The following is a 13,824-nucleotide window of genomic DNA, read 5'->3' as shown; positions in this document are numbered from 1 at the left end:
TTCATACAGTTGTGCCGCTTGAACGTAATTATTATTGTGAAGATATTTTTTTGCTTCTTCCTCCCAATTAGGAGGCAGGGTTTGTAACTGTTGAGAATTCATACAACTTAATAATAGCGATAAAGTTAAAAAGCGGATAGTAGCAATTTGAACCTACCCGCTTTTTAATGATCATTCAGTTCTATCTGTCTCTAAACTAGACTGTCAACAAAGTTACTTGGTCACAGCAGTTTGACCTGTTCCACAGGTAACATCTGTATAATCTGAAGATGGGTACTTTGGTACACCGCTAGTCCAGTCAGCCGTCATAACTTCTTCACACAGTACACTGGAGGTAGTTTTAGCGTCACCTGATGCAATTAATCCTACAGCCCCTGCATATCCTTTGAGGGCAACGTTTGCTGGTGCAGCTGATGCGCCTGCGCCAGTAGCACCCGTTGCTGGAATGACATATTTATAGTTAGTGGTTTGGGTTCTGAGACCGATTCCTAGAGCCTCAATGCCTGTACCAAAGTTCGTGTTCTCAGCATAGAAAGCTTGTTGGCCTTTGTTAATCGAGCTAATGTACTGTTTCCCTTCAGACTGTTTAGCTTTGTTGGCTTGGTTGAGGAAGGAAGGCAGAGCGATCGCAGCCAAAATACCGATAATGATAATAACAACTAACAATTCAATTAAGGTGAAACCTTCTTCTTTTTTTCTATTAGCAACGTATTGCAGGAATTTCGCTTTAAATTCAGTCTTCATAGTCTTTTCTCCTCTTAGGGGGATGTTTAACTTTTTTTCTGGTAGTTCTAACTTACCCACCTTCTGACAACTTCATATCACCCTTGCCAAAAATTTTTCTCAATTTTTTTCTGAACGCTCCAAAATCACATATAGAAAGGAATCCAAGGTTTTTAGAATCTTTTTCACCTGGTCAAATGCCATTTGACGATGAATCGGTTCTAGCGTCACCGGATCTACAGGCTGGATCTGTTGCCAACGTTCTACCAACGAGATCACAGATTGTGATCCATCCCATAATGGCAACAAACAGGCAGCACGGATACTGTCAAGAGTAATGGGTACAAGGGTTGGTAAGACTTCATTTCTTAAAGCCTTCATTGTATCCCTGGCTAATTTAATTTCCAGTTCCCCCGGATTTCCATCCATCAATCCAATCCGTTTAAATAGGGACTGCGCTCTAAACAGGTTACTCCGCTCATAGAAACTATGAAGATTGGTTCTAATGATTCCCTCTGGTTTTAAAACAGACTTCATTGCTTTTAGGGCAAGGGTAATATCAGGAAGCAAATAAAGGGATTCATCATTTTTTTTCTAATAATTCAGGGTTGGGGTTCTGCATGGGTGTTTTTAAATTCCACAATAAACGGTAAACTGTAAAGTTGCGATCCTACAGAAACAGGGTTTCTCACCTCAATTTGAATAATTCCATCCTGATTTTTTGTTGAGAAACTTGGTTTCTACCCAGTTATAACACTGACCAGTAGTGGCTACCCCATTGCACCTCCTTTCTTTATACAATGCCCTCTATGGATAACAAAACTACATTTTTACTCAAAGTTCTAATCTTGTCACTAGGACTATCGGTGTTGATCAAGTTTGTTGGCCCTTTGCTGTCGGTTCCCGAATCTTCAGTGATTGCTGGTATTGCGGTCTGCTTACCTTCGGTAATTCTAGCCGTGCTATTGAGTTGGCGGATGAGACAACATTCCCAACAGCCTGAATCGTTGGTTAAAAAATAGCAAAAAATGACCAATTACTTAACATGACTCGGTTTATTTACGATCAATTTGCCAAAGATTATTTAGAAGAATTACTCTCAATATTAGGGGAAGTTCAAGCACCGCGCGAAGTGCGAGGAGAAGTTCGACAAATTGATGTTTGGTTTGTTCCTCAACCTGAAAAAGAAGTGAATGCAGAAATTTTAGGATTGTTAGGACGTTTAGCCAGAACACCCGCTTTGTTTGAACCCTTTTACAACCCAGCCACACCTGATGAAATCTGTAGCAGAAACCGGGTTTCTCCACCAAAGATCTGGATAAAATTACTAAAATCTGGGTGAGAAACCCGGTTTCTATTGTTGCAAGTTCGAGGCGAGTCTCAACGGGAAGCCAACCGCAATAAAACTCGAATTTTAGAAGCGGATTATCCTAAACTTTGGATACTGACACCAACAGCTTCAGAAGCAACATTAAATGGATTTCGGGCTATACTAGATGAATCTAATCCTGCATCTTTTAAACTATTGAAAAGAGCGATCGCACCCCCCAAAAAAACTAAACAAAAAAGTCACCTGTTCTCGGATTGATAAACATCGTACCTTAGATATAATTAGAATTTCAACTCATCCTATTTATCCTGTGACAATTGGACAGTGGTTTGGTTTTAGCGCAATTCTCTGTGCAATCTATATCCTTTGGCAAGTGCGACAAGCTTTATTGCTTGTTTTTGCTGCGATTGTTTTAGCAACCGCTCTCAACAAATTAGCTCGATGGATACAGCGTTTTAAAATTAAACGCTCTTGGGCAATCTTCTTCTCCATTAGTTTACTGATTTTAACCTTTGTAACAATATTTCTATTAGTTGTTCCCCCTTTATTTGACCAATTACAAGAACTGGCAACCCGGGTTCCTAGAGGTTTAGAACGAGGATTACAACGGCTTAATCTCTGGATTAATGACTTAAAAACACAACTTCCTGGTGATTTGTGGCAAAATTTATTTCAGGTTAATCTACAAATTAACGCTCTTATTCAACAATTACAACGTTTAGGAAATCCTGTCATTGGTGGAGTTGGAACATTTTTAGGAAATACATTAGGAGGAGTATTTAGCTTTTTATTAGTCATTGTTTTAACTATCATGTTATTAGCTGATCCTCTCGCCTATCGTCAAGCCTTTATTCAACTAATTCCTTCATTTTATCGTCAACGAATGAATGGAATTTTAGATCAATGTGAAGAAGCATTAGGACTCTGGGTGGTTGGTGCTTTAATTGATATGACTGTTGTAGCAATTTGCAGTTTAACCGGACTTTTAGCCTTACAAGTTCCTTTAGCCTTTGCTAATGCAATATTAGCAGGTTTTCTGAATTTAATTCCGAATATTGGCCCAACTTTAAGTGTCATTCCTCCGATGGCGATCGCTTTATTAGAAGATCCTTGGAAAGCCGGGTTTGTTTTTATTTTATACTTTCTCATTCAACAAGCCGAAAGTAATTTTTTAATGCCTTATCTCATGGCAAAACAAGTTTCTTTATTACCTGCAATTACCTTAATTTCTCAAGGCTTTTTTCTAAGTTTTTTTGGGTTTATCGGTTTACTTTTAGCATTACCGTTAACCGTTGTTGGACAAGTTCTAGTCAAAGAAATCTTGATTCGAGATATTCTGGATCAGTGGGAACAATAATTCCTTACAATTTGAAAAGGTAAAACATAGAGAGTTAAGCAAAGGGGTGTTAAAATTCCATGAAAACTATTGCTGAAATTAACGATAAAATTCTTCAAAATCGTGCCGTTGTTTGGACTGTGGAGGAACTAAAAGCCAAAGTCACCCCCGATAATATCTCTCAAATTGCTCAAGAAGTTGATGTAATTACTACCGGAACTTTTGAACCGATGGAAGCCTCCGGTGCTGTGATCAATTTAGGTCATACCGATCCCCCCATTAATATTAAAACCTGTTGGTTAGATGGAGTTCCTACTTATAGTGGTTTTGGTGCGGTTGATTTATATCTCGGTGCGAGTCAAATAGTGGAAGATGGGGAAGATGGCCATGAACGAGGTGGAGGTCATGTCATTGAAGATTTAATAGCTGGAAAATCGGTGCATCTAAAAGCATCAGGAGTAGTATCAGATTGTTATCCCCGTAGTTCTTTTGAAACTACAATTACCCGTGATACCATTAACCAATTCTATTTATTTAATCCTCGTAATCTCTATCAAAATTTTATTGTCGGAGTCAATGGCGGTGATCGCCCGCTTTATACTTATTTAGGCCCCCTACAACCCTATTTAGGAAACGCGGTTTATTCTAATCCGGGTGCAATTTCTCCCTTAATTAATGACCCAGATTTACAACTCATTGGGATAGGAACCCGGATTTTTTTAGGAGGAGGAATTGGCTATATTACTTGGGAAGGAACGCAACATTTTCCCCTACAAAAACGCTTAGAAAATCGCACGCCTATTGGCCCTGCTGCTACCTTAGCCTTAATTGGAGATGCAAAACAAATGAATTCCTATTGGGTAAGAGGTTGTTATTTTAAAAATTATGGGCCGTCCTTAATGTTAGGAGTGGGAATTCCTCTACCCGTTTTAAATGAAGAAGTGATTACTCGTTGTGCAGTTTCTGACGCAGAAATTGTTGCGCCTGTAGTTGATTTTGCCATTCCCCGACGGGTTCGTCCAACCTTTGGTTTAGTCAGCTATAGTCAACTTAAAAAAGGAAAAATATTAATTGATGGAAAAACAGTCAAAACCGCACCTCTTGCGAGTATTTCCCGATCTCGTGAAATTGCTCAAGAGTTAAAAAAATGGATTGAATCTGGGACTTTCACCTTAACAGAACCCGTTGCTACCCTTCCCCTAGATCGCTCTTTTCTACCTCAAAATATTTGGGGATCTCAAATTAATTTAGATTAAATCACTCAGGAATCATCACAGAAGTCAGCCGTCATAAAACAAACAATCAAGGTCAAATCCCTTGACGGAAAACAACAAACAGTAGATATTGAAAACAGGGAAATTTGGAGTAAAAATTGATTTTCGGTAAAATTGTTGCATTATGAACAATACAACAACCCCCGATAAACCCCCAATTCGTAACGAAAGTTCCCCGTTCCTCACCCCCAAAACTGCACTATGACGACTGATAAACCCCTTGGTTCTGTAATTCAAGGTTCCCTGACAAAAGGGTTAGAAGTTCGCTTACATCCTGATGTGTCTGTCGAAGAAATGCGGGTCGGAAAATTTTTAGTCGTCCGGGGGAAGCGATCGCATTTTTTCTGTTTACTAACCGATGTTTCCTTGGGAACCTCCAGCCCTCGAATTATTGCTAACCCACCCCAACCTGATGATGATTTTTTACAAGCAATTTTAGCGGGAAATAGCACCTATGGAACCATAGAACTCAGTCCGATGTTAATGTTGAGTCGGGAATTTTCCGAAGAAGAAGAACTGATTCGTGTCGCCACCCAACAACAAAAAGTAGGGGCGAGGTCTTCTCGTTCTCAAAATAATGGTAAAAATGGAATAGCCGCTATCGCTTCTTTTCAACCTCAAACCAATAGCACCGAAATTGAACTCTTACCGGTTAAAACCATTCCGGTTCATTTTTCCCAGGTTTATGAAGCCAGTGAACGGGATTTTAGAATTATTTTTGGTTGGGAAGATGACCCCACCCGGCGGAATTTTGCCATCGGAAAACCGTTAGATATGGATGTACCGATTTGTTTAGATTTAGATCGGTTTGTCGAACGCAGTAATGGAGTATTTGGAAAATCAGGAACGGGAAAATCCTTTTTAACGCGATTATTATTATCAGGAATTATTAAGAAAAAAGCTGCCGTTAACTTAATTTTTGATATGCACTCGGAATACGGCTGGGAAGCCGTATCAGAGGGTAAACAATTTAATACCGTTAAAGGCTTAAGACAATTGTTTCCGGGTCAAGTAGAAGTTTATACGCTAGATCCTGAATCAACCCGACGACGAGGAATTAAAGATGCTCAAGAATTATATCTCAGTTACAATCAAATTGAAGTCGAAGATATTATGTTAGTGCAACGGGAATTAAATCTTTCCGAAGCGAGTATTGATAATGCCAATATTCTCCGTAGTGAATTTGGAAAAGATTGGATCACACAATTATTATCAATGACCAATGAAGAAATCCAACTTTTTTGTGATGAACGTCGAGGACATAAAGGGTCAATTATGTCGCTACAACGGAAATTAATGCGGATGGATAATTTAAAATATATGCGTCCGACTTGTCCATCGAATTATGTTGACCGAATTCTACAATCTTTAGATGCGGGAAAAAATGTTGTCGTTGAATTTGGTTCTCAATCCGATATGTTATCTTATATGTTAGTAACCAACATGATTACTCGTCGGATTCACCACGCTTATGTTAGAAAAGCCGAGAAATTTTTAGCGTCTAAAGATCCCTTAGATCGTCCTACACAATTAGTCATTACCATTGAAGAAGCACACCGTTTTTTAGATCCTGCCATTGTGCGTTCTACAATTTTTGGAACCATTGCGCGAGAAATGCGAAAATATTTTGTCACCTTATTAATTGTTGATCAACGTCCCTCTGGAATTGATGCTGAAGTGATGTCCCAAGTGGGAACCCGCATTACCGCGTTACTGAATGATGATAAAGATATTGATGCGATTTTTACCGGAGTTTCTGGGGGTCAAAGTTTACGCTCGGTCTTATCCAAATTAGATTCTAAACAACAAGCCTTAGTGTTAGGTCATGCGGTTCCCATGCCTGTTGTTGTTCGGACTCGTCCCTATGATGAAACCTTCTATCGAGAAATTGCAGAAACGGACTGGACACAAGCATCCGATGCTCAGGTCTTAGAAGCAGCCGCCTTAGCTAAAGACGATTTAGGATTTTAAATTGATCAACAGATAACCGATAACCTAAAGTTCGGTTATTACTCAATCACTACAGTTGTATTATCAAAAAAATTAGGGCACGATTAAAATATTCAAACAAAAGTTGCTACAATAACAAATTCCCCCATGAAGCCCTTGACTTTCACCCCTAGTTGTATGTCATAATTCTGAGAGATGTAAATCTATGTAAACAATGTTAAGCTTCCTAAAACGAGGAAGCGGGAGATGAACCCGGAAAGTCAATGTTGATTTTCTGTCCAAGCCGAGCCTCGGTTGGCAACCTGACAGCCTGATGGAGTTATTCAACTTTTAGGGGTAACTAGGAAAAAACGATAAATCCAACGAAACAATAGCCCTAGATCCTAGAAGCAAACCATTCAAACGCAGCGACAAAACGGATAGGACAGAGTTAACCTTGATTTTACAGAGCAAGACAAGATTTGGAGCCAGCCTTAAGACTGAAACCCTTCCTAACCTGTGTTGTTCAGGCTCATAAAACCTCCTGTAGATAGAGGAGGAAAATTTGCGACCCCTGTAAATTCTGTTTTAGGAGTGTAAATCATACCCATGCCAACTGTCAATCCTCAACACAAAAATCAAGCGCTTTCCAGAAACGCTCGACCTACCACCACTGACACAGTTCGCACCTATTTGCATGAAATAGGTCGTGTGCCTTTGCTGACAAGGGAACAAGAAATTACCTATGGCAAACAGGTACAACAGATGATGCAACAGTTGGAAGCGAAAGAGGCTCTTGTTAATCAACTGGGTCGAGAACCCAGCCCACAAGAATGGTCTGACGCAGTGGGGATGAGTGAAGAAACACTTCAGACCACCCTGGAGCAAGGACGTCGCGCTAAACAAAAAATGATTGAGGCGAACTTGCGTTTAGTGGTGTCCATTGCTAAAAAATACCAAAAACGCAATATGGAATTCTTGGATTTAATCCAAGAAGGAACCCTCGGTTTAGAACGGGGTGTAGAAAAATTTGATCCCATGCGCGGTTATAAGTTCTCGACCTATGCCTATTGGTGGATTCGTCAAGCCATTACCCGTGCGATTGCTCAAAATTCTCGCACCATTCGTCTACCCATCCATATTACTGAAAAACTCAACAAAATTAAAAAAGTTCAACGGGACTTGGTGCAAAAATTAGGCCGTAACCCCACGGCGGCAGAAATTGCAGAAGCCTTAGAGTTAGATCCGAGCCAAATTCGAGATTATTTGTTGGCTTCTCGTCATCCGGTGTCCTTAGATTTGCGAGTCGGGGATAATCAAGATACGGAACTGCAAGATCTCTTAGAAGATGAAAGCACCTCCGCCGATACCCTTGTGACTCAAGAGTTACTGCGTCAAGACTTGAAAGACTTACTGGCGGACTTGACACCGCAGCAACGGGAAGTCATTACCCTGCGGTATGGGTTGGAAGATGGTAAGGAGATGTCCCTGTCTAAAGTCGGTGTTCGGATGAACATCAGCCGAGAACGGGTTCGTCAATTGGAAAACCAAGCATTAAACCATCTACGCCGTCGGAAAGCGCAAGTTCGAGAATATTTAGCAAGTTAAGAATATTAAATCTGAAGTAGAGACGTTTCATGAAACGTCTCTATTTTTTTATGTCAGACAGTATCCAAAATATAGAAATATGATTTTCCATTCCTCCTTGACACTCCAGTTAACAGGAGACTTTAAAATAACATTGTAGGTCGTAAGGTGAGTCAGTCAGGAATGAAAACAAGCTATTTCCAATTAAAGGGAATGGGGTGCGCGTCCTGTGCTAATACCATAGAAACCGCCATTCAAAATGTTGATGGGGTTGGGGTTTGTCACGTTAATTTTGGTGCTGAACAAGCAACCGTTGAATTTGATCCCAAGCAAACTAATATTGAAGAAATTCAACAGGCAGTTATTGATGCAGGATATAGTGCAAAACTGATAGAAGATACAACTTCCCATCTCCAAGATTATGAACAAGAAAACCGAGAAATTGAACAAAAATTAACCCAAAAAGTTGTAATTAGTTCCATTATTAGTGTGTTTTTAGTCATCGGGGGATTGCCCATGATGACGGGTTTAAATTTACCTTTGATTCCCGCTTGGATGCACAACCCTGGGTTACAATTAATCCTGACAACACCGATTTTATTTGGCTCAGGTCAATCCTTTTTTCTAGGGGCTTGGAAAGGATTAAAACGTCATCAAGCTGATATGAATACCTTAATTGCATTGGGAACAGGGGCAGCTTATTTTTATTCTATTATTGTTACATTATTTCCCCAATTTTTCATCAATCAAGGCTTAAATCCCGATGTTTATTATGAATCGGCTGCGGTTATTATTACCTTGATTTTACTCGGTCAATTACTCGAACATCGCGCCAGAAGTAAAACCTCTGATGCGATTAAAAAATTAATAGGATTACAAGCAAAAACCGCCCGTGTGATTCGGTCTGGTGAAGAAATTGATCTTCCCATTCAAGCGGTGAAGGTGGGTGATATTATTCGAGTCCGTCCCGGTGAAAAAATCCCCGTTGATGGTGAATTAATGGAAGGGAATTCTACGGTTGATGAATCAATGGTGACAGGAGAAAGTATTCCCGTAGAAAAACATCCAGGGGATGAAGTGATTGGGGCGACAATTAATAAAACCGGAAGCTTTAAATTTCGAGCTTCACGGGTGGGAAAAGATACCGTATTAGCGCAAATTGTGCAGTTAGTTCAACAAGCACAAGGGTCAAAAGCACCGATTCAAAAATTAGCAGATCAAGTAACGAGTTGGTTTGTTCCGGTTGTGATTGCCATTGCGATCGCTACTTTTATTCTCTGGTTTAATTTGACCGGAAATCTTACCCTGGCGATTACAACAACCCTCGGTGTTTTAATTATTGCTTGTCCCTGTGCATTAGGATTAGCAACACCCACTTCTGTGATGGTAGGAACCGGTTTAGGGGCTGAACAGGGTATTTTAATTAAAGGAGCCGATCGTTTAGAATTAGTTCATAAAATCCAAACAATTGTATTAGATAAAACCGGAACCATTACCGCCGGAAAACCGACTGTAACCCAGTATGTAACTGTTAAGGGAACCTACAATGATCAGGAATTAAAATTATTAAGATTAGCCGCAGCCATTGAGCAATACTCTGAACATCCCTTAGCAGAAGCAATTGTTCAATATGCTAAAGCTCAAGGGGTTACTTTTCCCTTACCAGAAATTCGGAATTTCCAAGCTTTAGCAGGAATGGGAGTCCAAGGGTATATTTCAGATCGATTTGTGCAAATTGGAACTGCTCGCTGGATGCAAGAATTAAAAATTGAAACTAAACCTTTGCAACCGTATCAACTCAGTTGGGAGTCTGAAGGAAAAACAACAGCTTGGATAGCAATTGATGGTGAAATTGAAGGATTAGTGGCGATTTCTGATGCGGTGAAACCCACTTCTAAAACTGCAATTCAAGCCTTACAAAGAATGGGATTAGAGGTGATTATGTTAACGGGAGATAATCAAAAAACAGCCGAAGCGATCGCCTCTGAAGTGGGAATTAAACGGGTGTTTGCAGAAGTTCGTCCTGACCAAAAAGGGAATATTATTAAATCTCTGCAAACTGAACGGAAAGGGCGAAAAAAACAGCCTCCAATTGTTGCAATGGTGGGAGATGGAATTAATGATGCTCCAGCTTTAGCTCAAGCTGATGTGGGAATTGCTATTGGGACAGGGACAGATGTTGCGATCGCAGCTAGTGATATTACCTTAATTTCAGGGGATTTAATCGGTTTAGTCACCGCCATTAAATTAAGTAAAGCAACCTTGAATAATATTCGTCAAAACCTGTTTTTTGCTTTTATCTATAACTCAGCCGGAATTCCCATTGCGGCGGGAATTCTTTACCCCTTAACGGGTTGGTTACTCAATCCCATTATTGCAGGAGGAGCTATGGCGATGAGTTCAATTTCTGTTGTTACCAATGCTTTACGTTTACGTCAGTTTAAACTCAATTAATTCCTAGTCAGAAAGTGTCTTGAGAATTAAAATATAGCAACTTTTATTAGAATAAAGAGTGAAATTATGAATATCAAAATCAAAAAAGGATTACAATTTAGCGGAATTTTTCTATCAGTTTTAATGGTTAATTCTGCTCCTCTACAAGCAATGGAATCTCACTCAGAACCTGCTAATCCTCAATTTCGGACAATTGAACAACCCTTATCAACCAAAATGGCGGTTACAGCAGGCGGGTTGGCATTAATCGGATTAGAACTCTGGTGGTTTTTATTAAGTAAACCTAAAGCCAAAAAAGCCACATTAAATCAAGATACCCAAGAATTAGAAATTTTAGTGGATGGAGGTTATCAACCTAATCGCATTACGGTTCAATCAGGTAAAAAAGTCCGGCTTAACTTTATCCGTAAAGACCCAAGCCATTGCTTAGATAAAGTTTTGTTTCCAGACTTTAATATTGCTGAAGATCTCCCCCTTAATCAAACCACAACCATTGAGTTTATCCCTGAAAAATCGGGAGAATATACGTTTAGTTGCGGGATGAATATGGTGCGAGGAGTTTTAGAAGTTCAGCCTCAATGAGGATTACAAAAATTACCAACTTCCAGAGGAAATCAACCCAGTTCTTATTCTATAGCGCTACGCATTACAGTTAGGACATTTCTGAATCCAGCAAACCCTTTTAGTTCTTACTGTTCCCTGTTAAGCTGTTCCCTTGAGCGTAGCGCTATAAGAATCAGAAATTTTCCTTCAGAAACCCGGTTTCTGCTAATTTTACCAAAAAATACCCCTGCAATCTTCCACGAATTGCAAGGGTAAAAACGTTACTTATTTTTTTGTCTTTTGAGCTTGAATATTAGGGAATTAATTACCTAAATTATTGCTGGCGTAAGCATCTAAACTATAGGCGGGGATGCGGACACTGTAGTCGGTTTCTTGACCTGTAACAGACTGGGCAATTTGTTCAAAGGAGTTAGAATTCCAGTTGCGTTCGTGAATGGGTTTGGTTTGTTCACCCAGGAAGTAAGCTTGAGTCCCAATGACAGCAGCCGCAACCCAACCAATGATGAATAAAGAAATTAAAACGGTAAACATAATTTTTCTCCTAATTTGTTTTAGTTCGCTTTCTATGTAAACGATTGTAACAGATAGTTAAAAAATATTGCAATAACTTGACAGATTTTTTTGGGTGTGTTTACCGTACCGGGTTAGGTGGGGTCGGGGCAGTAGGGGCGAGGAAACCTCGCCCATTAACAGTCAACGTCTCCTCGCCGATTAACAAGTCAGTAGAGACGTGCCATGGCACGTCTCTACACAGTCAACCGTCAACTAGCAACCGTTAACCCTTAAAATTAAGGAAGAATTAACAAAGAAGTGATAAGCATTTCTGCTAGATTTGAGGTATGCCAGTAATATCTTCTAGGGCCAAAGCTTATTAAAAATTACTGCGTCTGGTCGGGTAAAGGATTTGATCTAACAGATTCCCTTTAGAATAATGAATAGGTAATTATGCAGAAATTGGAAACTAATATGACACAAAGCAATTCTCGCAGCCCTGTTGCACTCTCGGATCGAGAACTGCAAGTTGTAGAGTTAGTGGCGAGTGGGTTAACCAATCAAGAAATTGCTGAAAAACTAGAGATTAGTAAACGTACTGTTGATAATCATATCAGTAATATTCTCACAAAAACCTCAACAGATAACCGAGTAGCATTAGTTCGGTGGGCGTTGCAATGGGGGAAGGTTTGTCTGGATAATATTAACTGTTGTCCTTTACCGCTTATAACGACTGAGGATGAAACCGAATCAATGGTTTCTTCTTCAGTAGAATAGCGAAACAATAGGTTAAAGTTAATGCAAACAGTTCAACAGAAACAACGGCTTCGCTATCAAGTTCGCTGTCGGAAACTTCCCTTAACGGTTTATCGGGAAGTCGCAGCCCATTTGCGTCAGGTGCAAGGAGTGGACACAGGGTTAATTCCTACCCGGATCAGTCCCAATGAAATCCCCCTCGAATTTGATTATACTGAAAGCCAAGTTGGGAGTTTATGGATCGAATATGATTCCACCCAAGACGCTACAACTCGTCAACAGATTGATCAAATTTTGGCGTATTATAACGATCGTTATGGAACCTGGGAGATAATCGATCCGCCACAGGACTGACGATTCATTAAGAAACCAATGGAACTGATCAAAGCATTACGAGGAACACGAGATATTCTGCCTGATGAAATTGGATACTGGCAATGGGTAGAGTCTGTTGCCAGAGAGATTTTATTGCAGGCAAATTATCAGGAAATTCGCACCCCAATTTTTGAACAAACGGCTTTATTTGAACGGGGAATTGGGGAAGCGACGGATGTAGTTGGAAAAGAAATGTATACGTTTGTTGACCGGGGTGAACGTTCAATTACCCTGCGTCCAGAAGGAACGGCGGGTGTGGTTCGGAGTTTTATTGAAAATAAACTTCACGCGACCGGAGGAGTGCAACGGTTATGGTATACCGGGCCGATGTTTCGTTATGAACGACCTCAAGCCGGACGTCAACGGCAGTTTCATCAAATTGGGGTTGAAGTGTTAGGAAGTCGGGATGCGAGGGCTGATGTCGAAGTGATTGCCATCGCAACTCATATCTTACAAAAGTTAGGGTTAAAAAATTTAAACCTCAACTTAAATTCTGTGGGAAATGCAACGGATCGTCAAGCGTATCGTCAAGCTTTAGTGGATTATTTAACACAATATCAAGACGAATTAGATCCAGATTCTCAAGATCGTTTATCTCGAAATCCTTTAAGAATTTTAGATAGTAAAGATCAACGGACACAGGAAATTGTTCAAGATGCTCCGAGTATTTTAGAGTATTTAGGAGAAGATTCTCGCGCTCATTTTGAACAAGTTAAACACTTATTAACGGCGTTAGAAATTCCTTACACTTTGAACCCTCGATTAGTACGCGGTTTAGATTATTATACCCATACAGCGTTTGAGATTATTTCTGATGATTTAGGGGCTCAAGCTACCGTTTGCGGGGGCGGTCGTTATGATGGTTTAGTTCAAGAATTAGGGGGGCCAGAAACTCCGGCGGTGGGTTGGGCAATTGGGTTAGAACGGTTAGTGATTCTATTACAACAGTTGAATTCTCTTCCGGGTTCTAGCTTAGATTTTTATATGGTTTCTAGGGGCAATTT

General features: G+C 40.0%; 14 protein-coding genes. 11 read left to right on the top strand and 3 right to left on the bottom strand.

All coding sequences use genetic code 11. The features are described 5' to 3' along the window. Positions 1-213 precede the first annotated feature (213 nt). Entirely contained in the window at positions 214-744 is a 531-nt protein-coding gene (locus ACKPEB_RS21605) for a type IV pilin-like G/H family protein (protein WP_408967079.1), read from the bottom strand. 99 nt (positions 745-843) lie between these two features. Continuing rightward, positions 844-1,152: a hypothetical protein gene (locus ACKPEB_RS21600; RefSeq protein WP_408971301.1), complete on the bottom strand. Its 309-nt coding sequence runs from the start codon at positions 1,150-1,152 to the stop codon at positions 844-846. A 616-nt stretch (positions 1,153-1,768) separates the two neighbouring features. Between ACKPEB_RS21600 and ACKPEB_RS21595 the strand changes: the two genes are divergently transcribed. The 8 genes from ACKPEB_RS21595 (at position 1,769) to ACKPEB_RS21560 (ending at position 11,215) form a co-directional block, all read left to right on the top strand. Then, complete coding sequence (locus ACKPEB_RS21595) at positions 1,769-2,065, top strand: hypothetical protein (protein ID WP_408967077.1); 297 nt, start codon at positions 1,769-1,771, stop codon at positions 2,063-2,065. Positions 2,066-2,080: 15 nt separating this feature from the next. Further along, the gene (locus ACKPEB_RS21590; RefSeq protein ID WP_408967076.1) at positions 2,081-2,311 is read left to right on the top strand and encodes a hypothetical protein; all 231 of its coding nucleotides are present in this window, start codon (positions 2,081-2,083) and stop codon (positions 2,309-2,311) included. 52 nt (positions 2,312-2,363) lie between these two features. Beyond that, complete coding sequence (locus tag ACKPEB_RS21585; protein WP_408967075.1) at positions 2,364-3,410, top strand: AI-2E family transporter; 1,047 nt, start codon at positions 2,364-2,366, stop codon at positions 3,408-3,410. A 59-nt stretch (positions 3,411-3,469) separates the two neighbouring features. After that, complete coding sequence (locus ACKPEB_RS21580; protein ID WP_408967074.1) at positions 3,470-4,645, top strand: homocysteine biosynthesis protein; 1,176 nt, start codon at positions 3,470-3,472, stop codon at positions 4,643-4,645. Between the two features lie 219 nt (positions 4,646-4,864). Next, the gene (locus ACKPEB_RS21575) at positions 4,865-6,634 is read left to right on the top strand and encodes a helicase HerA domain-containing protein (protein ID WP_408967073.1); all 1,770 of its coding nucleotides are present in this window, start codon (positions 4,865-4,867) and stop codon (positions 6,632-6,634) included. A gap of 567 nt (positions 6,635-7,201) precedes the next feature. Continuing rightward, positions 7,202-8,200: an RNA polymerase sigma factor, RpoD/SigA family gene (locus tag ACKPEB_RS21570; protein WP_408967072.1), complete on the top strand. Its 999-nt coding sequence runs from the start codon at positions 7,202-7,204 to the stop codon at positions 8,198-8,200. A gap of 162 nt (positions 8,201-8,362) precedes the next feature. Continuing rightward, entirely contained in the window at positions 8,363-10,633 is a 2,271-nt protein-coding gene (locus ACKPEB_RS21565) for a heavy metal translocating P-type ATPase (RefSeq protein WP_408967071.1), read from the top strand. 66 nt (positions 10,634-10,699) lie between these two features. After that, a complete protein-coding gene (locus tag ACKPEB_RS21560; RefSeq protein WP_408967070.1) occupies positions 10,700-11,215 on the top strand; it encodes a cupredoxin domain-containing protein in 516 nt (171 codons plus the stop codon). A 282-nt stretch (positions 11,216-11,497) separates the two neighbouring features. Here the strand turns inward: ACKPEB_RS21560 and ACKPEB_RS21555 are convergent, their stop codons facing one another. Further along, the gene (locus ACKPEB_RS21555) at positions 11,498-11,728 is read right to left on the bottom strand and encodes a photosystem II protein, Psb35-related (RefSeq protein ID WP_408967069.1); all 231 of its coding nucleotides are present in this window, start codon (positions 11,726-11,728) and stop codon (positions 11,498-11,500) included. Positions 11,729-12,163: 435 nt separating this feature from the next. Here ACKPEB_RS21555 and ACKPEB_RS21550 point away from each other — a divergent pair, with 435 nt between their 5' ends. The 3 genes from ACKPEB_RS21550 to hisS all read left to right on the top strand — a co-directional run. Next, positions 12,164-12,466, top strand: a complete 303-nt coding sequence (locus ACKPEB_RS21550; protein ID WP_408967068.1) for a LuxR C-terminal-related transcriptional regulator — start codon at positions 12,164-12,166, stop codon at positions 12,464-12,466. Positions 12,467-12,487: 21 nt separating this feature from the next. Further along, positions 12,488-12,799 (top strand): hypothetical protein, encoded by a 312-nt coding sequence (locus tag ACKPEB_RS21545; RefSeq protein ID WP_408967067.1) that lies wholly within the window; start codon positions 12,488-12,490, stop codon positions 12,797-12,799. Between the two features lie 18 nt (positions 12,800-12,817). Beyond that, on the top strand, positions 12,818-13,824 hold a 1,007-nt coding region (gene hisS, locus ACKPEB_RS21540; protein ID WP_408967066.1), incomplete at its 3' end, for a histidine--tRNA ligase.

Origin of the sequence: Planktothrix sp. (assembly GCF_046067725.1) — a bacterium.
Taxonomy (GTDB): domain Bacteria; phylum Cyanobacteriota; class Cyanobacteriia; order Cyanobacteriales; family Microcoleaceae; genus Planktothrix.
This window is presented reverse-complemented; position numbering and strand designations above follow the sequence as displayed.